The organism is Blautia faecis (assembly GCF_027662325.1).
Taxonomy (GTDB): Bacteria; Bacillota; Clostridia; order Lachnospirales; family Lachnospiraceae; genus Blautia_A; species Blautia_A faecis.
Map to the genome: position 1 here is coordinate 75,365 of NZ_JAQDKY010000003.1, position 23,834 is coordinate 99,198.

Annotated in this window: 21 protein-coding genes and 7 tRNA genes; 7 read left to right on the forward strand and 21 right to left on the reverse strand. The window is 43.7% G+C overall.

What is annotated here, in order from left to right:
• Positions 1–62: 62 nt before the first annotated feature.
• From PGQ38_RS02740 to hflK, 4 genes are all read right to left on the reverse strand, one after another.
• Positions 63–563 (reverse strand): MarR family winged helix-turn-helix transcriptional regulator, encoded by a 501-nt coding sequence (locus PGQ38_RS02740; protein WP_118579770.1) that lies wholly within the window; start codon positions 561–563, stop codon positions 63–65.
• Between the two features lie 242 nt (positions 564–805).
• Complete coding sequence (locus PGQ38_RS02745) at positions 806–1,078, reverse strand: acylphosphatase (protein ID WP_118579773.1); 273 nt, start codon at positions 1,076–1,078, stop codon at positions 806–808.
• A 62-nt stretch (positions 1,079–1,140) separates the two neighbouring features.
• Positions 1,141–2,004, reverse strand: coding sequence for a protease modulator HflC (gene hflC, locus PGQ38_RS02750; protein WP_118579775.1), 864 nt, complete (start codon positions 2,002–2,004; stop codon positions 1,141–1,143).
• 37 nt (positions 2,005–2,041) lie between these two features.
• Positions 2,042–2,992 carry an FtsH protease activity modulator HflK gene (hflK, locus tag PGQ38_RS02755; RefSeq protein WP_204453834.1) on the reverse strand — a complete coding sequence of 317 codons (951 nt, stop codon included), beginning with the start codon at positions 2,990–2,992 and terminating at the stop codon, positions 2,042–2,044.
• Positions 2,993–3,588: 596 nt separating this feature from the next.
• On the opposite strand from hflK, the gene PGQ38_RS02760 reads away from it, so the two are divergent.
• The 4 genes from PGQ38_RS02760 to PGQ38_RS02775 all read left to right on the forward strand — a co-directional run bounded on the left by PGQ38_RS02760 (position 3,589) and on the right by PGQ38_RS02775 (position 8,625).
• Positions 3,589–4,266 (forward strand): response regulator transcription factor, encoded by a 678-nt coding sequence (locus tag PGQ38_RS02760; RefSeq protein WP_148461752.1) that lies wholly within the window; start codon positions 3,589–3,591, stop codon positions 4,264–4,266.
• An 82-nt stretch (positions 4,267–4,348) separates the two neighbouring features.
• On the forward strand, positions 4,349–5,158 hold the full coding sequence (locus PGQ38_RS02765; RefSeq protein ID WP_270430763.1) for a sensor histidine kinase: 810 nt from the start codon (positions 4,349–4,351) through the stop codon (positions 5,156–5,158).
• A 134-nt stretch (positions 5,159–5,292) separates the two neighbouring features.
• The gene (locus tag PGQ38_RS02770; RefSeq protein ID WP_118579787.1) at positions 5,293–5,964 is read left to right on the forward strand and encodes an ABC transporter ATP-binding protein; all 672 of its coding nucleotides are present in this window, start codon (positions 5,293–5,295) and stop codon (positions 5,962–5,964) included.
• A gap of 15 nt (positions 5,965–5,979) precedes the next feature.
• Positions 5,980–8,625 (forward strand): ABC transporter permease, encoded by a 2,646-nt coding sequence (locus PGQ38_RS02775; protein WP_270430765.1) that lies wholly within the window; start codon positions 5,980–5,982, stop codon positions 8,623–8,625.
• Positions 8,626–8,777: 152 nt separating this feature from the next.
• Here PGQ38_RS02775 and ade read toward each other — a convergent pair whose 3' ends face one another.
• From ade to uxaC, 16 genes are all read right to left on the reverse strand, one after another.
• The gene (gene ade, locus PGQ38_RS02780) at positions 8,778–10,475 is read right to left on the reverse strand and encodes an adenine deaminase (RefSeq protein WP_173769500.1); all 1,698 of its coding nucleotides are present in this window, start codon (positions 10,473–10,475) and stop codon (positions 8,778–8,780) included.
• A gap of 252 nt (positions 10,476–10,727) precedes the next feature.
• Positions 10,728–11,486, reverse strand: coding sequence for an RNA polymerase sigma factor region1.1 domain-containing protein (locus PGQ38_RS02785; protein ID WP_173771163.1), 759 nt, complete (start codon positions 11,484–11,486; stop codon positions 10,728–10,730).
• Positions 11,487–11,787: 301 nt separating this feature from the next.
• Positions 11,788–11,868, reverse strand: a tRNA-Leu gene (locus PGQ38_RS02790).
• A 62-nt stretch (positions 11,869–11,930) separates the two neighbouring features.
• A tRNA-Lys gene (locus PGQ38_RS02795) sits at positions 11,931–12,003 on the reverse strand.
• 8 nt (positions 12,004–12,011) lie between these two features.
• Positions 12,012–12,083 (reverse strand) — tRNA-Gln (locus PGQ38_RS02800).
• 9 nt (positions 12,084–12,092) lie between these two features.
• Positions 12,093–12,166 (reverse strand) — tRNA-His (locus PGQ38_RS02805).
• A 5-nt stretch (positions 12,167–12,171) separates the two neighbouring features.
• A tRNA-Arg gene (locus tag PGQ38_RS02810) sits at positions 12,172–12,245 on the reverse strand.
• Between the two features lie 20 nt (positions 12,246–12,265).
• A tRNA-Gly gene (locus tag PGQ38_RS02815) sits at positions 12,266–12,336 on the reverse strand.
• A 33-nt stretch (positions 12,337–12,369) separates the two neighbouring features.
• Positions 12,370–12,444, reverse strand: a tRNA-Pro gene (locus tag PGQ38_RS02820).
• Positions 12,445–12,731: 287 nt separating this feature from the next.
• Entirely contained in the window at positions 12,732–13,211 is a 480-nt protein-coding gene (locus PGQ38_RS02825; RefSeq protein WP_148461758.1) for a metallophosphoesterase family protein, read from the reverse strand.
• A complete protein-coding gene (locus PGQ38_RS02830) occupies positions 13,208–13,798 on the reverse strand; it encodes an XTP/dITP diphosphatase (protein ID WP_118579802.1) in 591 nt (196 codons plus the stop codon). The genes PGQ38_RS02825 and PGQ38_RS02830 overlap by 4 nt, the downstream gene beginning before the upstream one ends.
• Positions 13,795–14,976, reverse strand: coding sequence for a THUMP domain-containing class I SAM-dependent RNA methyltransferase (locus PGQ38_RS02835; RefSeq protein WP_148461759.1), 1,182 nt, complete (start codon positions 14,974–14,976; stop codon positions 13,795–13,797). The genes PGQ38_RS02830 and PGQ38_RS02835 overlap by 4 nt, the downstream gene beginning before the upstream one ends.
• A 17-nt stretch (positions 14,977–14,993) precedes the next feature.
• Positions 14,994–15,536, reverse strand: coding sequence for a phosphodiesterase (gene yfcE, locus PGQ38_RS02840; protein WP_195392066.1), 543 nt, complete (start codon positions 15,534–15,536; stop codon positions 14,994–14,996).
• A 143-nt stretch (positions 15,537–15,679) separates the two neighbouring features.
• Complete coding sequence (locus PGQ38_RS02845) at positions 15,680–15,997, reverse strand: rhodanese-like domain-containing protein (protein WP_148461761.1); 318 nt, start codon at positions 15,995–15,997, stop codon at positions 15,680–15,682.
• 127 nt (positions 15,998–16,124) lie between these two features.
• A complete protein-coding gene (locus tag PGQ38_RS02850) occupies positions 16,125–17,132 on the reverse strand; it encodes a LacI family DNA-binding transcriptional regulator (RefSeq protein WP_148461762.1) in 1,008 nt (335 codons plus the stop codon).
• 59 nt (positions 17,133–17,191) lie between these two features.
• Positions 17,192–18,598 (reverse strand): glucuronate isomerase, encoded by a 1,407-nt coding sequence (gene uxaC, locus PGQ38_RS02855; protein ID WP_118579817.1) that lies wholly within the window; start codon positions 18,596–18,598, stop codon positions 17,192–17,194.
• Positions 18,599–18,855: 257 nt separating this feature from the next.
• Between uxaC and PGQ38_RS02860 the strand changes: the two genes are divergently transcribed.
• On the forward strand, positions 18,856–20,337 hold the full coding sequence (locus PGQ38_RS02860) for a UxaA family hydrolase (protein ID WP_118579820.1): 1,482 nt from the start codon (positions 18,856–18,858) through the stop codon (positions 20,335–20,337).
• 109 nt (positions 20,338–20,446) lie between these two features.
• A complete protein-coding gene (locus tag PGQ38_RS02865) occupies positions 20,447–21,931 on the forward strand; it encodes a tagaturonate reductase (RefSeq protein WP_270430769.1) in 1,485 nt (494 codons plus the stop codon).
• Positions 21,932–22,119: 188 nt separating this feature from the next.
• Here PGQ38_RS02865 and PGQ38_RS02870 read toward each other — a convergent pair whose 3' ends face one another.
• Entirely contained in the window at positions 22,120–22,290 is a 171-nt protein-coding gene (locus PGQ38_RS02870) for a hypothetical protein (RefSeq protein WP_173716171.1), read from the reverse strand.
• A gap of 524 nt (positions 22,291–22,814) precedes the next feature.
• Here PGQ38_RS02870 and PGQ38_RS02875 point away from each other — a divergent pair.
• Positions 22,815–23,807 (forward strand): Fic family protein, encoded by a 993-nt coding sequence (locus PGQ38_RS02875; RefSeq protein WP_204453818.1) that lies wholly within the window; start codon positions 22,815–22,817, stop codon positions 23,805–23,807.
• Positions 23,808–23,834: the final 27 nt, after the last annotated feature.

The window sequence follows — 23,834 nt, forward strand, 5'->3', positions numbered from 1 at the left end:
CCCTTTCTGTTTTGTTTTTCTTTTTACTTGTGCTGACTTTTCCGGCAGTCCGCCGGCTTATCTTAGTTTTCATCCCGCAGACAGCACTCTCTTTGGGCATTTTCCCGGATCATGTCCAGAACTTCCATAAAGCATTCCAGTTTTTCCTGGGGAATATCAGACTTTAACACATCCTGGATCCTGTCAAAATTCTCCATAATTTCCATCTGAAATTCCATCCCCTTTTCCGTAAGCACCAGACGCTTCAACCTGGCATCTCTTGGAATAGATTCTCTGGTAATAAGCCCTTTCTTTTCCATTGCCTGAAGGATTCCTGACGCAGTAGAACGCGCCATCTGAAATTCTGCTTCCAGGTCTTTCTGAAAAACAGCTTCTTCTGAATGCCGGTACAGATAACCAATGATCCAACCCTGCATGCGGTTAATTCCGGCTTTCTCATCCACCTTGGACTGATACGAATTCACCAGACGCCCAATTACCTGATTGAGAGTACGAACCTCATACCCTATTTGCCGTTCCGCCCTGCAGCACTCATCAGGACCAGTTTTCTTCTTTTTCTCCATCTTTCCCTTCTTTCATATACTTCCATACAAAATAGTTCATGTGCGAACTGTTCGGGTTCGAACTGTTCGTGCACGAACTAATTATAAGGGGCATGTTTCTGAATGTCAATCCTGTTTTTTCAATATCCGCTTTGCTATTTGCTCGCGGAGCGTTTTTTGTGTAATAGGAAATTACTCCGTAATATTCCTATTACACAAAAAAATACCAGAAGCAAAATTCCCATTGCTCCTGGCATCCCTTTTTATTTCGAATAAAAGCTCCACTCCCTTTCATCCACAGGCAGGTCTTCCATCTGATAATTCTCAATCCGGATGAAACTTCCCATCTCGATTTCCTGAATCATACGCTCAATTCCGGAAAGCTCTCCCTGGACTTCCATTTCCACTCTGCCATCCCACAGATTGTCCACCCAGCCGGTAAGATCATTGGCTCTCGCCGCATTTTTGGCACGGTAACGAAATCCAACGCCCTGCACCTGCCCGGAAAAATATATGTGTTTTCTCACTATCGCCATCTTTTGTCACTCCTTATGTACCTTATGATATACGTCAATACCGGCAGATGCAAGAATTTTTATTATTTTCCCTCAAAAATCTGAGCAATCGGGGAATCCGATGACAAAATAACGGTCTTGTTTTCTCCTTGCATAGAAGCTTTCAGTGCTTCAAGACTTCTTACGAAGGAATAAAATTCACTTCTCTCATCTTCCCCATAAGCCTGGGAAAGAATTTTCATATATTCCTGTTCCCCTTCTGCCTTCAAAATCTCAGCCTGCTTCTTCGCATCTGAAATCTGAATGGTCACTTCCTTATCCGTCTTGTTCTGGATTACTTTTGCTTCTGAATCGCCTTCTGCTTTATATGTAGCAGCAATATTATCACGCTCTGAGATCATTCTCTCATACACAGCAGCCTTATTATCGTCCGGCAGATCCAGCTGCTTTGTTTCAAATTTAATCAGCTCTATTCCATATTGTTCCATATTATCTCCAATGGCTTCCATCACCATATCCGATAATTCTCCGTCACGGCTTGTGATCACTCTGTCCTGGGAAAGACTGCTGATCACATTTTTTGTGGCATTATATACGGCCGTATTAATTCGGCTCTCGCTGTTTTCCAAAGAAGAGTTCAGAGTCTGTGCAAATTTAAGGGGATCTGTGATTCTCCACAAAACATAGCTGTCACTGATCATGGTTTTCTTGTCCTTGGTAATCACATCAGATGCTTCCAAATCATATAACAACGTTTCCTTTGGTAAAGACTGTGTTCTTTCTATCAATGGAATTTTAAAGCTGATTCCCGGTTCGCAGATCACTCTGTCAACTTTACCAAACTGACGGATCAGCTTGTATTCATTTTGTTGGGTTATAGTTATGGAAGAACCGATTATTACTGCTCCGAGAATGCCTGCTATAAGTGCCGCTTTTTTCATTTTCATAATTTTTTATCCTTTCTATCAGATACTTATCTTAACTTCACTTAGTTTCTTCACTTGTATCTTCTTCTGTTTTCCAGTCTCCGGAAAAAGAATCCAGCGGCAATATCTTTTCCACGCCACTTCCGTTGTCGATCACAATCTTCATACCAGGCAGCACATCTTCCATGGTTTCATAGAACATTCGCATTTTTGTGGTCTCCGGATTCTTCACATATTCCTCATACATTGCATTAAATCTTGCCACCTCAGCTTCTGCCTCATTGATCCTCACCTGTTTTTGTGCCTCCGCATCCTGAATAATCTGGTCTGCCTGGGCCTGCGCTTCGGGAAGCTTTTCGTTCCTGTATTTATTGGCATTGTTAAGCGCCGTTTCCTTTCCCTGTTTCGCAGTTTCCACCTCTTTAAATGCTTTCATCACTTCTTCAGTAGGCGGCTCGGAATCTTGTATTGTTATGTTAACCAACTGAATTCCAAGATCCTGTTCCTCCATCTGATTCAAAATCATCTCTTTGATCTTGCTCTGGATTTCTCCTTTTCCGGTGGTCAGAACCTCATCCACGTTATAGCTTGCTATCACAGTTCGGATACAGCTTTGCGCAATATTTTTTAAAATCTCTTCCGGCTGCTCAGATGTGTAAAGATATTTTACAGGTTCTGAAATTCGATATTCTACAAAGAAATCCACATCAATAAAATTATAATCCGAAGTGATCATGATTCCTTCATTTTCCACTACCTCATTGTTCCCCATACTGTATCCGATTGGAAATCCCTGGATCGTGGTGTTTACCTTCTGCACCTGCTGTACAAAAGGGACTTTGAAATGTAATCCCGTTTCAGTTACTGCCTTTGGCACTCCAAAGGTTGTGAGTACTGCCTGTTCCTGCTCCTGAATCTGGTAAGTTGCATCCAGAGCCAATCCCCCTGCCGCTATAAGCCCGGCAGCACCGATTGCCAGATATTTCATTTTTCCATTTCGCTTATTCATTTTTCTCCTCCATTTCTCTTACTAACAATAGTTGTAAAGCGTTCAAAAAGGGAAAAAAAAGACTTTTATCCCAGGCACTGTTATAATGCCTGAAATAAAAGTCTCGCTGATTATCTCATAATGCGGGTAGTTTCATCTACCGTTCTGACGCATTTATGCACCATTCAGAAAAAATGGATTTCCTTTTATCTCTTCATGGCCGCTACTCCCTTTTCTTTGAGCGATATCATATCATAAGTATTCATGAAATTCAAGATGTTTTTTATATTTTTTCACTTATCTTAGCTTCCACGCCCATAAATCCCCATTCCCGCCGTGATTGGCAGGTGTTTGACTCTTTCTACTATGGTTATGCCGATTTTTCAAAAAACAGGACAACTTTTCAGAGAATATGGATTTCTTTACATTAGCATGATACAATTAAGAAAGTAAAAAAACGAGACAGCAGAGATCATCCGGCTTGCTGATTGGGATACAGCGAAAACAAACAAATTTGCAAACAGAGCAATAGCCAATAGCCTATCTTCTGAACTGTGAGAACGAAAAATTGCCCAAGGAAATAATGGTGGCATTTGAATAACGAGGGAGTGAGATACATGGAACAATTATTGATTATTGAAGATGATATAGGGTTGAATCAGGGTTTAAGTAAAGCACTGAAAGCAGATGACCGTCAGATTATATCCTGCCAAGACCTAAAAACGGCGAAGGAACAGCTGCTTTGCGGCGGTGTATCCCTGATCCTGCTGGATATCAATCTGCCGGATGGCAGTGGGCTTGAGCTGCTTCGGGAGGTCAAGGAAAACCTGCCCGGAATTCCTGTTATTCTGCTGACTGCCAATGACACCGATCTGGACATCGTAGACGGACTGGAGAGAGGCGCTGATGATTATATTACCAAGCCCTTTTCTCTTTCGGTTTTGCGTGCAAGGGTGAATACCCAACTGCGAAAGCAAGCGTCAAACCATAAAAATGCGCCGTTCCATATGGATCTATTTCACTTTGACTTTGAGGCTATGACCTTTTATGTGGGAGATTCAAAAGTTGAATTGAGCAAAACAGAACAAAAATTACTGCGTCTGCTTGTTGAAAACCGAGGCCGAACCATGACCCGTGGAGACCTTGTCGACCGGATCTGGACAGATGGCGCAGAATATGTGGATGAAAATGCTTTGTCTGTTACGATCAAGCGTCTGAGGGATAAGCTTGGCGCACAGAAATACATTAAAACCATCTACGGAATCGGTTATAGCTGGGTGACAAAAGATGAATAAAACCGGCATTGTGATCATACTGCTATGTTTTCTGGCGGCGATAGCTGCTGTATTATGGGAGCGGAGGAAGATCAGAAAAACGATGGAAGAAATCGAAAGGATGCTGGACGCTGCCATGACCGGCTCCTTTTCTGAAACCAATTTTGATGAAAGCCAGCTATCTGCATTGGAAACAAAGTTTGCACACTATCTTTCTGCCGCAGAAGCATCTTCTCAAAATATAGCGCAGGAAAAAGACAAAATCAAATCCTTGATTGCGGACATTTCCCACCAGACGAAAACGCCGATTTCAAACCTGCTGTTATACAGCGAGCTTTTGATGGAGGAAACTCTGCCTGCATCGGCGAAGGCAAATGTGGAGGCACTGTATAAACAATCGGAGAAGCTGCGATTTCTGATCGATTCTCTCGTAAAGCTTTCCAGACTGGAAAACGGGATCATTTCACTCGCCCCCCAGCAAGCAGCGCTGCAGCCGCTGCTTGAAAGCGTAGTAGAACAATATGCCGCCAAGGTTTCTGAAAAAGGATTATCTTTGCAACTGCAGGATACAGATGCTTTTGCTGTATTCGACTTCAAATGGACAGCGGAAGCGCTGGCTAATATCGTAGACAATGCCATCAAATATACAGAGCATGGCACCATTACTATTTCTGCTGTAAGCTATGAAATGTTTGCAAGGATTGATATATCGGATACCGGTTCGGGCATTTCGGAAAGTGAGCAAGCGAAGATATTTGCTCGCTTTTACCGATCAAACAGTGTGCAGAAACAAGAAGGTGTGGGCATCGGCTTATATCTTGTCCGACAGATCATATCCGGCGAGGGCGGTTATATCAAGGTTGCTTCCGTTCCGGGAAAAGGAAGTACGTTTTCCATATTTCTGCCGAAATAACAACAATTCTATCAAAATTGTTAGATTTCATTTTCCGCCGGAAAGAATGTGGAAAGAATCCTATGCAATAATCTGTATGTATAAAGGATCATTTCCTTTCATACATACAGATTTTTTCATGGAGGTACTCATTTATGGAAGTTTTACAGGCAAAAAACCTGAAAAAGATTTATGGCTCCGGCAATAACGCAGTTCATGCGTTGGATGGAGTTGATTTAAGTGTAAAGAAGGGCGAATTTGTTGCAATTGTCGGCACATCCGGCTCCGGCAAATCCACGCTGCTGCACATGCTGGGCGGGCTGGATCGCCCTACAAGCGGCACGGTCATGGTGGACGGACAGGATATTTTCTCCCTGAAGGAGGAAGCGCTGACCATCTTCCGCCGCAGGAAAATCGGCTTTGTGTTCCAAGCATATAATCTTGTTCCGGTGCTGAATGTGTATGAAAATATTGTTCTACCCATTGAGCTGGACGGTGGCAAGGTCAATAAGGATTTCGTACAGCAGATCGTGCAGACGCTTGGACTGAGCGACCGTCTGGATGCGCTGCCCAATCAGCTCTCAGGCGGTCAACAGCAGCGAGTAGCCATTGCCCGTGCGCTGGCGGCAGCACCCGCTATCATTCTGGCAGATGAACCCACCGGCAATCTGGATTCCAAAACCAGCCAGGATGTATTGAGCCTTTTGAAAGTCACCAGTCAAAAGTTCGCCCAGACAATCGTAATGATCACTCACAACGAAGAAATTGCGCAGATGGCAGACCGCATTATCCGTATCGAAGATGGTCGGATCGTCTCCCAGAACTAACGGGAGGTGGCTACGATGAATGTCAAAAATCGAAAATGTATTCGAAAACTCAGCTTAAAATCTCTTTATGCGAACCGTCGTCGCAATCTGATCGCCATTTTTGCCATTGCGCTGACAACGCTGCTATTTACTTCCATGTTCACCATTGTCTTGTCACTGAACGCCAGCTATGAAACCTACCAGTTTCGGCAGGTAGGCGGCTATGCACACGGCACCTTTAAGGATGTTTCCCCCGAGCAGGCGGAACGCATCGCTGCCCACCCAAAGGTGAAGGCTACGGGGGTACGGAAGGTAATCGGTATCGCTGCGGAGGGGGTCTTTGTCAAAATACCGGCAGAGATCAGCTACATGGATGCCAACTGCACTAAATGGAGCTATGCAACCCCTACTATCGGACGGATGCCCGAAAGCGGCAAAGAGGTAGCCATAGATACGGCAGCGTTGCAGCTGCTTGGCGTAACGCCGGAGCTGGGCGCCGAGGTCACGGTTTCCTATTCCATTACGGACAAGGATCAAACCGCCTTTACTGTAACAGATACCTTTACGCTGGTGGGCTATTGGGACTATGATGAACTAATGCCTGTTCATTACATCAACATCAGCCGTGATTACGCAGATGACATCGAAGCGCAGGCAGTGAAAACAGGTTTACAGCCTTTCCGCACCGATTTGAATGTCATGCTGGCCTCCGGCACAAACATTCAAGGGCAGATGGAGCAGGTGGATACCGATCTTGGTTACACATGGGACAGCTATACCGATCCCAACAGCGTCCGAATCGGCGTCAATTGGGGATATACCTCATCCCAGCTGGAGTCACAGCTCGATCCAGAGCTGATGGTCGCCATAGCAGCTTTTTTGCTGCTGGTGATTTTCACGGGGTATCTTATCATCTATAACATTTTTCAGATCTCTGTTGCAGGGGATATCCGGTTTTACGGACTTCTGAAAACCATTGGCACAACACCCCGGCAGCTCAAACGCATCATTCGCCAGCAGGCACTTCTGCTTTGTCTGATCGGCATTCCGGCGGGGCTGCTGCTGGGCTATGGCATCGGCGCTGTTTTGGTTCCTGTTGTCTTGCGCTCCACCCAGTTGGATGCGGGCATCACAACTATCAGCACATCGCCTGTGATCTTCCTTGGTTCTATGCTGTTCGCCTTGTTGACGGTGCTCTTGTCCTGTTCCAAGCCCGGAAAAATGGCAGCTAAGGTCTCTCCGGTGGAGGCTACCAAATATACGGATGCAATGCAGACCAAGAAAAAACAGCGCAGCACCCGGGGAGCCAAGCTCCATCAGATGGCCTTTGCCAATTTGGGACGAAACAAGAAAAAGACGGTGCTGGTGGTGGTGTCTCTGGCACTGTCGGTGACGCTGTTCAATGCACTGTGTGCCTTTGTGGGCGGCTTCAGCATGGAGAAGTATGTATCCTTCATGACCTGCGCCGATTTTATCGTCAGCACGCCCGACTATTTCCGTTACAACCCGGCAGATGAATTCATCACGCCAGAACAAATCGAAGAGATCGCAGCAAACACAAAGGCCAATCTTTCCGGCACGGGATATGCTGTGCGAAAACCCGCATACCTGTGGATGACGGAGGATGCTCTGCGGCAGGACTATGCAAGGTACGAAAGTGCTGAGCAGTTGGACAGCCATATGAGCCGTCTGGAGCACCGGGGCAATATGGTGATGGGAGATACCAGAATCGAGGCTCTGGATAACAGTCTGTTTGACAAGCTGCAAGTGCTCGACGGAGATATTTCTCCTATGCTGGAGCCAAACAATAACGCTATTGCCATTGCGGTTTCTTTGGATGATTACGGCAATCTGCTCAATCCTGAATACTACCCCAAGGTGGGGGACACGATTACCGCTACCTATGCGGATGATGTGAAATATATCGACAGCCGCACCGGGGAACTCCGCACCGAAGATACACCGGAGGAGTACTTTCAGGCAAAATTGTATGGAGCCAGAGATGTAGAGTACACGGTCTGCGCCTTGGTAGAACTTCCGAATTCCATGAGTTATCGTTATGGTGGTATTGGATATGACGCAGTTTTGTCTGTGGACACCGCACAGAGGGACAGCGGTGGTGCAGCCATTCCGATGCTCTACCTGTTCGACACAGCGGACGAAGTTGACGAGGCCGAAGCAGAGCAATATCTATCGAAGCTCACTGCCGGTGAGTTTTCGCCCTTGATGTATGAAAGCAAGGCCACGGCTCGCTCTGAATTTGCTCAGTTCCGGCAGATGTTCCTTCTGATAGGTGGTATCCTCTGTGCTATCATTGGGCTGGTGGGACTCTTAAATTTCTTCAACGCCATGATGACCGGTATTCTTTCCCGCCGCCGTGAATTTGCTGTGCTTCAGGCTGTAGGAATGACAAACCGGCAGCTCAAAACCATGCTGATCTACGAGGGATTGTTTTACGCAATGTCTTCTGTAGCGGCGGCCTTTATTTTGTCGCTGGCGGTGGGACCTCTTGCGGGAAAAATGCTGGGCAGTATGTTCTGGTTCTTTGAGTATCGATTCACCATTCTGCCTGTCCTGCTGACAATTCCGGTATTTCTTCTGCTGGGGTGGCTGATTCCTTGCATGATGTATGATAACGCAGCGAAATGCAGCGTTGTAGAGCAATTAAGGGATGCTCAATAACTGTTAAACAAAAAACGGCCCTCTGCCAATGAAAAGGCAGAGGGCTGAAAATCTACGGGTTTATATTCCGTCATAGTTTTTAAATAGGTTTCGGGGTTTCGTTCAAAACAAGACAACCGTCTCGTGTATTGCACTCCCGCAATCCTGGTATCTTATAAAAACTTCCACGCTTCCACATCAAAAACGCCTCTTGGTGTAATTCGGATCTGCGGAATAACCGGCAAAGCCATAAAGGACAGCGTAATAAACGGATCATGACCGTCTTTCACACCCATTTCATGAGCTTTATGGATCATTCGCCCAAGAGTCTCATTGTCTTTCTCAAAACCATTATCACTCATCAGTCCCATTACAGGAAGGGCAAGAGTGTCAAATACTTTATGATTCTCTACGATCGTATAGCCTCCCTGAGTACGCATCAGTTCCCGCACAGCAAGCTCCATGTCCTCATCATTATCTCCGATCACAATAATATTATGGGAATCATGGGATACACTGGACGCAATTGCTCCACCGCGGATACCAAAACCACCGATCACGCCGCAGCCGATTTTCCCTGTCATCTTATGACGCTCTACAACTGCAATCTTCTGATAATCGTCATCGGACTGGAATTTGCAGGGACCATTCCCTGCGTTCAGAGTTCCCTTTCTGGTAGTAATCTGTCCTTCTTCTGCCAGAATCACCGGAAAGATTCCATCTGCAGACTCCAGCTGAAATGCCTCTCTGGAAAATTCAGCCACATGCACTGTATTTTTCAATTCAGGGGCACACGGCTTTATAACAATCTTTGCATTTTTATCTACCAATTGCCCTTTAAAGTACACATCTTCTATGGTCACACTGACAAGATCCGAAAGAACCAAAAGATCTGCCTGTCTGCCGGGTGCCACTGCCCCCTTGTCTTTCAGTCCATAACAATTAGCTGCATTGATGGTTGCCATCTTAATAGCGGACACCGGATTCATGCCAAGGCGGATAGCTTTTCGCACGTTATGGTCAATATGCCCTTCCCGCTGGATATCCTCAATATGCTTGTCATCTGTGCAAAAGCAGAATCCGTCACCATTCATGTGTCTCTGTACCAGACCGCCCACAAGTGCCTCAAGATTTCGGGCAGCACTGCCTTCCCTTACGAGAATGGTAAGGCCGTTCCGCCGTTCTCGCATTGCATAATCAAAGAAGCTGCACTCATGGTCCGTAGCAATCCCTGCCATGGCATATGCCTGAAGATCCCCCTCTTCCAGAAACGGAGCGTGGCCATCACGGATTCTGCCTTCAAACAGCTCCAGCTTGTCATGCATGCTTTTCTCGCCCTGTACCACAGAAATGCTGTCCATTACTTCTCCAAGTCCAAGAATCCGGCTGTTATGAAGGTAAGGAGCCATATCTTCAGCAGTAAGAGTGCATCCATTATCATCAATGGCAGTAGCAGGAACACAGGATGGCATCATCACATATACATTTGCTTTCACATCTTCGGTTTGATCCAGAATATAATCAATTCCTGCCAAACCGGACACATTGGCTGATTCATGGGGATCCACGATAAAAGTAGTGGTTCCGTGCCTGGAGGCAACCGTTACCAGTTCAGCCGGTGTAACCAGTGTAGATTCCAGGTGAAGATGGCTGTCAATAAATCCCGGACATACATATCTGCCAGCCAGATCACGTTCTTCTTTCCCATGGAAGCTTCCAATTCCTGCTATAATCCCATCCTGTATGGCAATGTCTCCGCGGATGATCTCTTCCGTAAAAACATTCACAATCCTCGCATTCTTCAATACCAGGTCTGCCTTTTCCAAACCTCTTGCAATTCTGGAATACTGCTGATATTTTTCCAAATTCATATATATCCTCCTTTCATTTATCAAATAATATTTATTACATGCAAAAAATATTTTGATTATTATTTATGATAGTAACACTTGTACAGTGAAATTTCAATGTAAATTTCAAAACATCCGGAAAAGACAAAAACACCAGAGATGATTTTTACTTTTAAATCACCTCCGGTGTTTCCATCAATTCTAAAGCATTCTTTTCATTTCCGGCAGGATAGCCTTATCTCCATAATTTTCCCGGGATTTCACTTGCCATAATTATTTATCGTCTCCTGTAAGGCGCAGAATATCCCGGATTTCGTCCACATTCATATCGAGAATAACAGCCAGCTCATCAATGGTAAAACGATTCTCCCCGTCATCGTCTGTCAGCTCCTTCACTGCGTTTTCCAGCTTCTCCACCTTAGCTACCAGGCAGTCATCCTGGAATTTCTTCTGTGTCTGCTCCTCAATGGCCGCGATAATTCCCTTACGAAGCTGAAGACGCAGCCAAGCATCATCTTTACGTTCTGTCTCCGGGTCGGAAAGAGCCGTGAGCAACACCACATTCGCCTCCTGAATCAGATCTGCAAGTTGAATCTCTGTACAGTTCATATCAGCGGCCATATTTGCCGCTACCGGCAGATAAATGCTGGTAAGAGCTGCCTCTGCAATGGCATCCCCATCTGCCAGATTCTCAAACAATGTGTGAAGCATCTCCGAACTTACTTCCTTACCGTTGCTTACCTCTGCCAGGTAATCCTTCAGATATGCTTCTTCCTCTGAAGTAAGCGGGGTGCTGGTTCCTTTTGACTCCGGTTCCGTCTCACCCACTTCCTCTGTCTCCACCGGGGCAGTGTCTCCCTCTATCATAATTCCCTGCAGTTTCAGATACTGCAGTACCTTTAACATCTGACTGGTCTCAAGATCAGTACTTGCAAAATGCTCCCGAATCTGCTCATGCGTCAGCATATTTCCATTCTGCTTTCCAAGCTCACAAATATTCCTTAATTTCTCCTGAAACTGAATAACGTCCATATTATTCCTCCATGCTTCTTCGTTGTGTAAACTATAACAAATCCGTCCTGTAAAATCAAGGCATTACTGTTCACTCCGTTCACAGTAGCGCGCTTCGCGATGCACAGAAAGACGAACCTTCTTGTGACAAGCACAAGAAGTAGCGTTTGCTGCGCAAACTTAACTCTCGGGTTTTCTGTGAACTTTGTTCACAAAAAACACCTCACGGAACGTTACCAGTGAACAGCAACAAACAAATTAAAAAAATGACCCAGATCTAATTTTCATCTCGAAAATCCGATCCAGATCATTCCTCATTTCCTGCGGATGACAGGACTTGAACCTGCACGTCGTAAACACCAGAACCTAAATCTGGCGCGTCTGCCAATTCCGCCACATCCGCATATATATTATTTAAAAAACCGGAATGCCCTAATCATAAGGCTTCCGGTTCTCATTCGCAAGTGAAGCATCGGGGATTCGAACCCCGGACAACTTGATTAAAAGTCAAGTGCTCTACCAACTGAGCTAATGCTCCATATAGGACTGGGCTAGCTGGATTCGAACCAGCGAATGCAGCAGTCAAAGTGCTGTGCCTTACCGCTTGGCGATAGCCCAAAGGCAAAGGGTGGATACAGGGATTCGAACCCTGGGCCTCCAGAGCCACAATCTGGCGCGCTAACCAACTGCGCTATACCCACCACAGCGTGTCAGAAGGGATTCGAACCCCCGACCCACGGCTTAGAAGGCCGTTGCTCTATCCAGCTGAGCTACTGACACATATCTCTCTTCATCAGAGAAGCGGGTGATGGGAATCGAACCCACGTATCTAGCTTGGAAGGCTAGTGTTCTACCATTGAACTACACCCGCATTTACGCTGAAACGGTAATGTTGTTACAGCAGTCGGGGTGACAAGATTCGAACTTGCGGCCTCCTGGTCCCAAACCAGGCGCTCTAGCCAAACTGAGCCACACCCCGATGTCTTACAACATCATTTCTATGAAGTTGTCGTTCCTTGTGCTCTCAAGAATTTCTTTTCTCTCGCTCAAGGCAAGAGTTATTATATTATATGGTCTCCCATTTGTCAACACCTTTTTTATAAATTTTTATATTTTTTTCGAAAAAAGATGTAATTCCCGAAAACCCGCTAAAAATGCGGGTTTTCAGGCCCTCCACCACCTGCATTTTTCTCTTTTTCGACTATTTTCAAAAAAATATTTCAAAAAACATTTCATTTCCACAGTCAAACATACAAGTATTTTCAGTTACAAATACCGAATTTCAATTTCCGGCTCTTCCCCTTTATACAGCTCCATCACCGCATAACTTGGTCTGCGGCCTTCCTGTCTCGGAAAAGAAAGGCTTCCCGGATTGATCACCAGTACACCATTTTTCTTCTCCACCACTGGCTTATGGGTATGTCCAAAGCAAACAATCTCACAGCCTCTGGCTGCCGCCTCTTCCGAAACCCCATAAAGATCCATGGACACACCATAATTGTGCCCATGAGTCACCATGATCTTATGTCCTTCCAGCAAAATCTCATCCTCTCTTGGAAGATCACTGAAAAAATCATTATTTCCTGCCACAATGGTACAGGGACATTCTGCCAGCGCTTCAATAAAAAATTCCCTGCCCTCCACGTCGCCGCAATGAATCAGATAGTCAAAGGGCTGCTCCAAAGCTACTGCCATCTCCAGTGACTCATCTCTCCCATGAGTATCACTGACAACCAGCACCTTCATCGTAATTCTTCCTTTATTGCCTGCAAAGCTTTTCCTCTGTGGCTGATTTTATTTTTTTCTTCCATAGACAGCTCTGCAGATGTACAGCCATATTCCGGCAGGAAAAAGATAGGATCATACCCAAATCCATTGGCACCCTTTTCCTCATATCCAATACGGCCTTCCATGGTTCCACGCACAGTTTCCACTCTTCCGTCTGGAAAGGCAGCTGCAATAGCGCAGACAAAACGGGCTGTACGCTGCTCATCCGGCACGCCATCCAGCCTCTGGATCAAATTTGCATTCTTAATATGATAGTCTGTATTCTCGCCCATATAACGCGCAGAATAGACTCCTGGCTCCTTATTCAGATAATCAATCTCAAGTCCAGAGTCATCAGCAAGTACAATTTCGCCATCACTGGTAAGCTTGCTGATGGCAGTCGCCTTGATCACTGCGTTTTCCTCAAAGGTTTTGCCATCTTCCACAATATCAGCCTGAATCCCGGCTTCTTTCATAGATACCACTTCTGCATCCAGATCTGCCAGAATTTTACGGATTTCTTTCATTTTATCTGCATTTCCTGTTGCAAAAATTATCTTCTTCATTTATCAGTGCCCTCTTTCTTTTCCTGTGCCGCACGTCTTGGAGGCTTTGGTCCCAGGAACTGGTAAAAATATGTTTTCAACATTCCGTTATAGATTTTACGGTTCTTATCTGCCTTGCGTCCAATGTCATTCTCAGCTTTGTCATAAGAAGTGATCAGATACATTGACCACTTATCCAGACCGCGGTAGCTCTCACCGATCTCGCGGTAAAGCTGCGGCAAAGCTGCTTTTTCTTCCAGACGCTCACCATAAGGTGGATTCGTAATAATAAATCCGTAAGGCTTCGGGTGATGAAGCTCCTTCACAGGACGCTGCTGAAAATGGATCAGGCTTTCTACCCCTGCCATTTTTGCATTTGCCCTGGCTGCCTTCAGTGCCTCAGCATCTATGTCATAGCCCTGAATATCTGTCTCGATTTTCAGATTTACTCTGTCCTGAGCCTCTTCTACAGCCTCATACCAGCATCTTCTCGGCACAACCTGCTTCCAGTCCTCGGCAAGGAAAGAACGGTTCATACCCGGTGCAATATCTGCAGCCATCATAGCTGCCTCGATTGGAAAAGTACCGCTTCCGCAAAAGGGATCCACAAGACTTCTGTCCTTTTTCCACGGAGTTAACATAATCAATGCGCTGGCAAGAGTCTCTGTAATAGGTGCCTTCACGGTCATCTGACGATACCCTCTCTTATGAAGAGAAACACCGGAAGTATCGATTCCAATAGTTGCAACATCCTTCATAAACGCCACACGGATAGGAAAACTTGCTCCATCCTCCGGGAACCAGGACACATTGTATACGCCCTTCAGACGCTCTACAATGGCTTTTTTCATAATAGACTGGATATCAGACGGGCTGAACAGCTTACTCTTCACTGAATTGGCTTTCGCAATCCAGAATTTGCCATCTGCTGGAATGTAACGTTCCCATGGCAAAGCTTTCGTTGCCTCGAAAAGCTCATCAAATGTCTCAGCTTTCACTTCCGCAATCTTCAGAAGAATACGCTCTGTAGTGCGCAGAAAAACATTGGCATCTGCAATTCCCTGGGCATCTGCCAGGAAAGTAACCTTGCCATCCTCCACCTTGCTGATCTCATATCCCAGATCCAGTATTTCTCTTTTCAAAACCGCTTCCAGGCCAAAATGGCAGGGTGCGATCAGTTCAAATCTTTCTGTACTCATTCACCGTTTTTCCCTTCTTAAAGCACTATGCTTTTTACAATATTTCCGTCAAAATCCATGATGGAAAAAACACCGTCCTCAAGCATCGCATAGGTAGGCGGGTTTCCTTCTTTCGGAATGGATACGGAACCCGGATTCAAAAGAATGTATCCCTCCATCTGCTCTGCTTTCAGCACATGGGTATGACCATGGATCAGAATATCTCCCTCGCATAAAGGCGGAAGGTTATTCTGATTATAAACATGTCCATGCGTCGCATAAAGTGTCTTGCCGTCAATTGACAGAATACAGTAATCTGCCATCACCGGAAACTCCAGAACCATCTGATCCACTTCTGCCTCACAGTTACCGCGCACAGCATAAATTTTGTCTTTCATGGCATTCAGCATGGGAATTACCTGCTTAGGTGCATATTCTTTTGGCAGATCATTTCTTGGTCCGTGATAAAGCAGATCGCCCAGCAGAACCAGGCGCTCTGCCCCTTCTTTCTCAAAAGCATCCAGCATTTTCCTGCAATAGTAAGCAGAACCATGGATGTCAGAAGCAAACATATATTTCATAAACTTGGTTTCTCCTCTGTTTTTAGTGTTCGAATTGTCTCTCTCCTTTTCGGTTTACATAACCTCATGAAAAGGACATTTTTCTTCTTTACATTATCATGCCTTGATGGAAATTACAAGATAGTACTCTTTTGAATTTTTTCTCATATATCGCATATCAGATTTCTCCCTCTGTACTCCTTCATTCCCCCGATCACCGTTTTTGTCTTATATCCATTTCGCGCCAGAATCCTGGCCGCCTGAAGACTTGCCCCGCCCCGGTCGCAATACAGCACCAGTATTTTCCCTTTTGGAAAATCATATGTCTGCATTTCTTCAAATTCCTCATATGGCACATTTACCGCTCCCTTTATATGTCCGGTATGGTACTCTTTCGGATTTCTTAAATCTATAAGAAAGGAATCTTTCCGTCCAACATAATAATCCAGCATTTTTCCGGAAATCGGCTCTACAGGAAACATGGAAAATCCCCTTTTTTATCAGTATATCCGCAAATACAAAAAAGGTGCCAAAATGCACCTTTTTTAAGTATTGCTTTTCGCAACCTCCGCAGGGGACTTACTTGATTCAGTTAAATATGAAATAAGATCAGAAATCCGTTGTACATCTGCGGACTATTTCGCATGGAACACACACATTCTTTTCAATTTGTATTTCTCTCTCAAGAAGGTCTATCATCCGTTCCACTGTCTTTTTGCACATTACCCCCAGCTTACTGTCCACCGATGTAAGCTCAGGATCACTGCTGATTGCAAGAATTGAGTTATTATATCCGACGACCGCCAGTTCCTCAGGAATCGCCAGTCCCTTAATCTTTGCATACTTTACTGCTCCGATTGCAATTCCATCCTCCGTTGCAAGGACGCTGTCGAAATCGAGGATCCGGTTGTATTCAAGCAGCATATCCCGCGTATATTCAATGTCATTTTTGGTCTTGAATTTCAGATTTCCACGAATGGGATATCCGGCATCCTGCAATGCAGCTTCGTATCCCGCCATTTTCTGCCTGGCACTGTAGGATTCTGAATCATACATAAAAAGAATTTTCTCTTTTCCTCTCCGAATAAAGGCTTTCGTCACTTCATAAGTAGCCTGAAAATCATCCGCATAGGTGCAGTAAATATTATCGCCTGAAACCTTTGCGTTAATCATAAATATGGAAACCTGTTCCGCTGCCTCCCGAATATAATCTGTGTCAGATTCATCTTTACCATTTCCTGCATATGTAGAACCAACCAGTATCAGCGTGTCTATTTTCTTAGACAAAAGGAGTCTGACATAATCCTCCTTTTCTTCCTGTTTAAATCCGCTGCAGCCAAGAATACAGTCATATCCATGAGCATGAAGATTTTGCTCCAGATAAGATACTGCTTTTGCCATATAGATATCGTCAATATTTGGACAGATGATTCCTACTGTTTTCATCGACCCAAGACCAAGGCCTCTGGCAAACGCATTCGGCGTGTATTCATTTTCTTTCATAACCGCAAGAACCTTTTCTTTTGTCTTCGGGCTGACTTTCGGACTGTTATTGACCACTCTGGATACTGTTGCGATGGAAACATTTGCCAGCTTTGCAATATCATATATATTCACTATCGTTCTCCTGTTCGTTCTGGTAATAATAGAAAATAAGCTTTCTGATATCAATCATTTTACAGGTCAAACCCAAAATAGTCTACTGCATTATTGTATGAAATTCCACACACGATTTCCTTTAAAGTCTTATAATCAGCCGGATATTCTCCATTTTCCACCCATCCGCCAATAAGCTCGCAAAGAATTCTGCGGAAATACTCATGTCTGGTATAGGACAAAAAGCTTCTTGAATCAGTAAGCATGCCAACAAAGTTTGCAAGCAGTCCCAGATTTGCAAGTGATGTCATCTGTGCGATCATACCTGTTTTGTGATCGTTGAACCACCATGCACTTCCCTGCTGAATTTTACCTGCTGCCTCTGTTCCCTGGAAGCAGCCAAGGATTGTTCCAATTGCTTCATTGTCATTGGGATTCAGGGAGTACAGGATTGTCTTTGGAAGTTCATTTGATGCGATCAGAGAATTCAGGAAATCTGCTGTCTGAGCACTTGGCGCATAGTTATTGATGCAGTCATATCCGGTATCCGGTCCGAGCTGCTCATACATAAATGCATTGTTGTCTCTCTTGCATCCATAATGGATCTGCATTACCCAGTTCTTTTTCTGATATTCTTTTCCAACAAACTGCATAAAAGCTGTCTTGAAGATCATTTCTTCTTCTCTTGAAATGCTTTCGCCATTCAGTCTCTTTTTAAAGATCTCATTTACTTTTTCTTCTGCTGCAGGCGCATACATAACATATTCCAGTGCATGGTCAGATACGCTGCATCCCATCTGTGCAAAGAATTCCATTCTCTTAAGAAGGGCTTCTTTCAGATCTGCGAAATCAGCAATTTCAACGCCACTGACCTGTGAAAGCTTTTTCATGTATTCCGGATATTCCGGTTTTTCCAGATTCATTGCCTTGTCCGGACGCCATGCAGGAAGCACTTTCACCTCAAAGCTGTCATCCTCTGCAAGAACTTTATGCCATTTCAGATCATCTACCGGATCATCTGTTGTGCAGATTAATTTTACATTGGACTTGCGGATAATGTTTCTTACAGACATATCATCTTCCTGAAGCTTTTTGTTGCACAGGTTCCACACTTCTTCAGCTGTATCTCCGTTCAGATATCCTGTATATCCGAAATATCTCTGCAATTCCAGATGGCTCCAGTGATAGAGCGGATTTCCGATTGCTTTCCCAAGAGTTTCTGCCCATTTCTGGAATTTTTCACGATCACTGGCACCACCTGTAATGTAGTACTCATCTACTCCATTTGATCTCATCTGACGCCATTTATAATGATCGCCACCAAGCCACACCTGGGTAATATTCTCAAACTTACGATCCTCTGCAATTTCCTGGGGATTGATATGGCAATGGTAATCTACAATTGGCATTGTCTCTGCATACTCATGAAATAACTTTTTTGAAGTTTCTGTTGAAAGTAAAAAATCTTTGTCCATAAATGCTTTCATAAAATAATTCTCCTCTCCTTTCTATCCGTTTCAACAAAATGTAAGGTCTTACATTTTATTTACAGTATACGACAAATAAGTATCATTTTCAATTCACGAAGTATTTGCAGAACAGACAAATTTTCGCACTACACATTGTGTATTTTTACCATTTTCAGCTTTTTTTCCATTTCCTATTGACGTTCCCGTTTTGTTGATGTAATTTGTATGTAAGCTCTTACATACATTATTTTCACATAAAGGAGGTTATTGATTTCTTGAAATCTTTTATTAAAATTAATCCTTCAGATAATGTAGCCGTTGCGCTTCAGCCTCTGGCGAAAGGCACTGTGATCAAACTTGATAACTCCACACTCACTCTTACAGAAGAAATCATGCAGGGACACAAGTTTGCATTAAAAAGTCTCAAGCCTGGTGATTCCATTATTAAATATGGTAATCCCATTGGACGTGCAACCGCAGAAATTCCTGCAGGTTCCTGGATTCATACTCACAATTTAAAAACAGGGCTGGGAGATCTTCTTACTTATACATATAACAAAACTATCACAGAGCTTCCACACCGGGAGCCAAAGTTCTTCCAGGGCTATCGCAGAAAAAACGGTGGTGTTGGTGTACGCAATGAAATCTGGATCATTCCTACAGTAGGCTGCGTTAACAATGTGGCATCTGCTATTGAACGAGCCACACAGAAGTACATGACAGACCAGATTGATGGTGTCTGTGCTTTTCCACATCCTTACGGATGTTCCCAGATGGGTGATGATCAGAATAACACACGTCAGATTCTTGCTGATTTAGTGAACCATCCTAATGCAGGCGGTGTTCTGGTTCTTGGACTTGGCTGCGAAAACAGCAACATCGATGAATTAAAGAAATTTATCGGGGACTATGATCCTGAGCGTGTACGTTTTCTCGTTGCCCAGGAATGCGAAGATGAGATCCGTGATGGTATTGAAATTGTCAAAGAACTGATTTCCTATGCCTCCTCATTTAAACGTGAACCAATCAGTGCATCTGAACTGGTGATCGGTATGAAATGCGGCGGCTCTGATGGTTTGTCCGGAATCACGGCAAACCCTACTGTTGGTGCATTTTCTGACAAACTGATTTCTATGGGAGGATCTACAATTCTTACAGAAGTTCCTGAAATGTTCGGTGCTGAGGAATTACTTATGAACCGCTGCGAGACAGAAGATCTGTTCAACCAGACAGTTGCCCTTGTCAACGATTTCAAAAACTATTTTAAAAGTCACAACCAGACCATTTATGAAAATCCTTCTCCTGGAAACAAAAAAGGCGGTATTTCCAGTCTGGAAGATAAATCTCTCGGATGTACGCAAAAATCCGGAAGTGCACCTGTCATGGGAGTTCTTTCTTATGGAGAACCTGTAAAGGAAAAAGGATTAAACCTGCTGAGTGCACCTGGCAATGATCTTGTCGCCTCTACTGCCCTTGCTGCATCCGGTGCACACATTGTACTTTTTACCACCGGACGCGGAACACCATTTGCAAGTCCTGTACCTACAGTAAAAATCTCCACAAATAACCAGCTTGCAAAAAAGAAGCAGAACTGGATTGATTTCAACTGTGGAGTCATGGTAAATGATACTCCTCTTGATGAGCTTTCAGAAAATCTTCTGGATTTTGTCCTTGAGATTGCATCCGGAAAGAAATCAAAATCCGAAGAAGCAGGTTTCCATGATATGGCAATCTTCAAACAGGGCGTTACTTTATAAAACATAAATCGAATTGCGGAAGCAGCGTAGCTGCGTAGCAATCCGGATATCAAATGAGTGTCAAAAGACCTTTTAACACTCATATCATTATATATGAGGAAAAATGAAAATGAAAAAATTATCTTATGCTGTTTTAAAAGAACAGGGCTATGATGGATACCTTCTTGAATCAGCGCCGGAACGTGTACTTCAGTTTGGTGAAGGAAACTTCCTCCGTGCATTTGTAGATTATTTTATAGATGAGTTAAACGAAAAAGCCGGATTCAACTCCAAAGTTGTTCTGTGCCAGCCAATCGCTCCAGATCTCGATGACAGGTTCAACGAACAAGAGGGTCTTTATACCTTATTTCTCCGTGGATTCCAGGATGGCAAAAAAATAAATAAAAAGCGTGTTATCTCCTGTGTAAGCCGTTGTCTCAATCCATATAAGGATTTTGAAGCAGTTCTCGCATGTGCAGATAACCCGGACCTCCGTTTTATCGCATGTAATACAACAGAAGCCGGAATTACTTATGATTCTTCCTGTCAGTTTACTGATGTTCCGGCTGGCAGCTATCCTGGAAAACTTACTCAATTTATGTATCGCCGTTTCCAGAAATTCGGTCAGAAAGCCGGCAAAGGATTTATCATTCTTTCCTGTGAGCTGATCGATGATAATGGAAAAGAGCTTGAAAAATGTGTATTAAAATATGCAAAGCAGTGGAATCTTGGTGAAGACTTTATCAACTGGATCAAAGCTGAAAACATCTTCTGCTCTACACTTGTAGACCGTATTGTAACAGGTTATCCAAGAAATGAAGCTGCTGCAATCTGTGAAGAACTTGGCTATAAAGATAACCTGATCGACACAGGTGAAATCTTCGGCTTCTGGGTAATCGAAGGACCTCAGTCAATCAAAGACGAATTCCCGGTTGACAAAGCGAACCTTCCAATCCTGATCACAGACAATCACAAACCATACAAGCAGAGAAAAGTACGTATCTTAAATGGTGCTCATACCTCCTTTGTACTGGGTGCTTACCTTGCAGGACAGGATATTGTCAGAGACTGCATGAACGACGATGTGATCTGTGGATTTATGAACAAAACTATTTATGATGAGATCATCCCTACTCTGGACCTTCCAAAAGCAGAGCTCAAAGATTTTGCCGCTGCTGTTACAGAACGTTTCAAAAACCCATTTATCGATCACGCTCTTCTTTCCATTTCTCTGAACTCTACATCCAAATGGAAAGCACGTGTTATGCCGTCACTCAAAAAATATGTTGAACGCAAAGGTACACTTCCTGCATGCATCACAGCTTCTTTCGCCTTCTACATTGCATTCTATAACGGATATGCTATGAGCGAAGACGGACTTACAGCCAAAAGAGCAGCTAATGAATACACTGTAAAAGATGACAAAGCAGTTCTCGAATTCTACCTTGCACATAAAGATGATTCCGCAGCGGATCTTGTTCATGCAGTCTGCACCAATACTTCCTTCTGGGGCGAAGATCTGACACAGATTTCCGGATTTGAAGCAGCTGTATGCAATTACTTAACTCAGATCCGCGAAAATGGTGCGTATGAAGTAATGAAAGCACTGGCTTAAATATATTACTGAATCATAAGTTCTTTCCATGATTGAAAGCGACGGTGCAGGACGCGTGCAACGTTAGAGCGTGTCTGAAAAAGGCTCTGGATTTCCTTCCGCATTGCTCATCAAAAACCTCCGGCATACATTAAACCTCCCAACATGGGCGCAGAGTCAACAGACCCTGCGCCCTTTCTTAAAATATTTTAATATCTGGAAGTAGTATCTTCCCCAGACTCGTAAGAATTACGACTCTTGTTTTTGCTGCTGTTTTTTGAGTAAGAATTCTTGCAATCCTGAGAATTCATCTCATTTTCATAAGATCTGTTTGTTGAATTTTTGCTGTTCTTGTTTTCAGACTCATAATTTTTTGCCATTTGAGTATTCCTCCTGTTGAATGCCGCTGTTCGCGTTCTGTTCCGCACCCAGCAGCTGTTTTCAGATTACTTTGTGTATTGTAACCAATTGCAGAAAGAATATTCATCAAAATGATATTGCTTTTTTTTCCAATTTATATTATAATTGGCTTTGTAAAAGAATTTACCCTTCAAAAATTTTTTTACATAACCCCTTATTTAATTATTTATACTCCCCTCGAAACACCCGGTAGCTCCCCTACCGTGTGTTTCTCTTTGGATTTCTAAGGGTTTGCGGGATTTTGGTGTTCACCATTCTTGTAATATTTCTGTAACATTTACCCCTCGTACCCAAAATATACCCAAGATTGCATTTCAAGTACCCAAATCAGTTTCCTCCGACGCAAAAATGAGGGCAGCTTTTAACCACCCTCACTCAAATTCTTCAAAAACAGAAATTGTTTTTTTCTTTTTTCCCATGTATAATTAAGCAAGAAAATACGCAAGTTAATAAGCAAGTTAATCATTATACACGGAGGTATTTTATGGGAGATTACGCACCACCTTTTACCATTACCAACAAAATACTAACATATGTGTCCTCTATTTCAGAAAAAATCGGACGCATTACAGCTACCAGCAGCCTTGAATCCAAGCCGCACCTTAGACGAAACAACCGCATTAAATCCATCCACTCATCTCTGAAAATTGAAGCCAACTCCCTTTCTTTAGGACAAGTCCGGGATGTAATAGGGGGAAAAACAGTTCTTGGAAAACAAACAGAAATACAGGAAGTAAAAAACGCATACGAAGCTTATGAACGCCTGTCAGAAATCGACCCTTACAGTATCAAAGATTTAAAAACATTTCACGGCATAATGACCAGATATCTTGTAAATGAATCTGGGGACTTCAGACATGGGGAAGAAGGCGTTTTTAATGGTGACCAGTGTATTTTCATGGCTCCACCCGCACACCTTGTTCCAGAATTAATGAGTGATCTTTTTAACTGGATGAATAAATCCAGAAACACGATCCATCCTTTGATTCTTGCCAGCGTGTTCCACTATGAATTTGTTTTTATCCATCCATTTTCTGATGGAAATGGCAGAATGGCAAGGCTATGGCACACCGCTATTCTCGCAAAATGGAAGCCTATATTTGAATATATTCCTATCGAAAGCCAGATTGAGAAATTCCAGACTGAATATTATGACGCAATCGCCCAATGCCATAGGGCAGGCTCTTCCACTGACTTTATTGAATTTATGCTGTCACAGATTGATAAAATTCTGGATGACATCCCGGCCCAAATCAATGAAGAAAACCATTTGCTCTCAGATTATGTTCAGAAACTACTTTCTGTAATGGAATATGACATTCCTTATACCAGCAGCGCACTAATGGAAAAACTAGATTTGAAATCAAAAGAAACTTTCCGAAAAAATTATTTACATCCTGCCATTAAGCTTGATCTGATCCGCATGACTATCCCGGATAAGCCCAGGAGCAGAAGTCAGAAATATATTAAGCTTTGAACCCAAGCAGACTTTCTGGCAGAAAAA

Excerpts from the sequence above, each read along its gene's own strand:
- PGQ38_RS02740 (WP_118579770.1), bottom strand. The coding sequence starts at position 563 with ATGGAGAAAAAGAAGAAAACTGGTCCTGATGAGTGCTGCAGGGCGGAA.
- PGQ38_RS02745 (WP_118579773.1), bottom strand. The coding sequence starts at position 1,078 with ATGGCGATAGTGAGAAAACACATATATTTTTCCGGGCAGGTGCAGGGC.
- hflC (WP_118579775.1), bottom strand. The coding sequence starts at position 2,004 with ATGAAAATGAAAAAAGCGGCACTTATAGCAGGCATTCTCGGAGCAGTA.
- hflK (WP_204453834.1), bottom strand. The coding sequence starts at position 2,992 with ATGAATAAGCGAAATGGAAAAATGAAATATCTGGCAATCGGTGCTGCC.
- PGQ38_RS02760 (WP_148461752.1), top strand. The coding sequence starts at position 3,589 with ATGGAACAATTATTGATTATTGAAGATGATATAGGGTTGAATCAGGGT.
- PGQ38_RS02765 (WP_270430763.1), top strand. The coding sequence starts at position 4,349 with ATGGAAGAAATCGAAAGGATGCTGGACGCTGCCATGACCGGCTCCTTT.
- PGQ38_RS02770 (WP_118579787.1), top strand. The coding sequence starts at position 5,293 with ATGGAAGTTTTACAGGCAAAAAACCTGAAAAAGATTTATGGCTCCGGC.
- PGQ38_RS02775 (WP_270430765.1), top strand. The coding sequence starts at position 5,980 with ATGAATGTCAAAAATCGAAAATGTATTCGAAAACTCAGCTTAAAATCT.
- ade (WP_173769500.1), bottom strand. The coding sequence starts at position 10,475 with ATGAATTTGGAAAAATATCAGCAGTATTCCAGAATTGCAAGAGGTTTG.
- PGQ38_RS02785 (WP_173771163.1), bottom strand. The coding sequence starts at position 11,486 with ATGGACGTTATTCAGTTTCAGGAGAAATTAAGGAATATTTGTGAGCTT.
- PGQ38_RS02825 (WP_148461758.1), bottom strand. The coding sequence starts at position 13,211 with ATGAAGGTGCTGGTTGTCAGTGATACTCATGGGAGAGATGAGTCACTG.
- PGQ38_RS02830 (WP_118579802.1), bottom strand. The coding sequence starts at position 13,798 with ATGAAGAAGATAATTTTTGCAACAGGAAATGCAGATAAAATGAAAGAA.
- PGQ38_RS02835 (WP_148461759.1), bottom strand. The coding sequence starts at position 14,976 with ATGAGTACAGAAAGATTTGAACTGATCGCACCCTGCCATTTTGGCCTG.
- yfcE (WP_195392066.1), bottom strand. The coding sequence starts at position 15,536 with ATGAAATATATGTTTGCTTCTGACATCCATGGTTCTGCTTACTATTGC.
- PGQ38_RS02845 (WP_148461761.1), bottom strand. The coding sequence starts at position 15,997 with ATGTTTCCTGTAGAGCCGATTTCCGGAAAAATGCTGGATTATTATGTT.
- uxaC (WP_118579817.1), bottom strand. The coding sequence starts at position 18,598 with ATGAAAGCATTTATGGACAAAGATTTTTTACTTTCAACAGAAACTTCA.
- PGQ38_RS02865 (WP_270430769.1), top strand. The coding sequence starts at position 20,447 with ATGAAAAAATTATCTTATGCTGTTTTAAAAGAACAGGGCTATGATGGA.
- PGQ38_RS02870 (WP_173716171.1), bottom strand. The coding sequence starts at position 22,290 with ATGGCAAAAAATTATGAGTCTGAAAACAAGAACAGCAAAAATTCAACA.
- PGQ38_RS02875 (WP_204453818.1), top strand. The coding sequence starts at position 22,815 with ATGGGAGATTACGCACCACCTTTTACCATTACCAACAAAATACTAACA.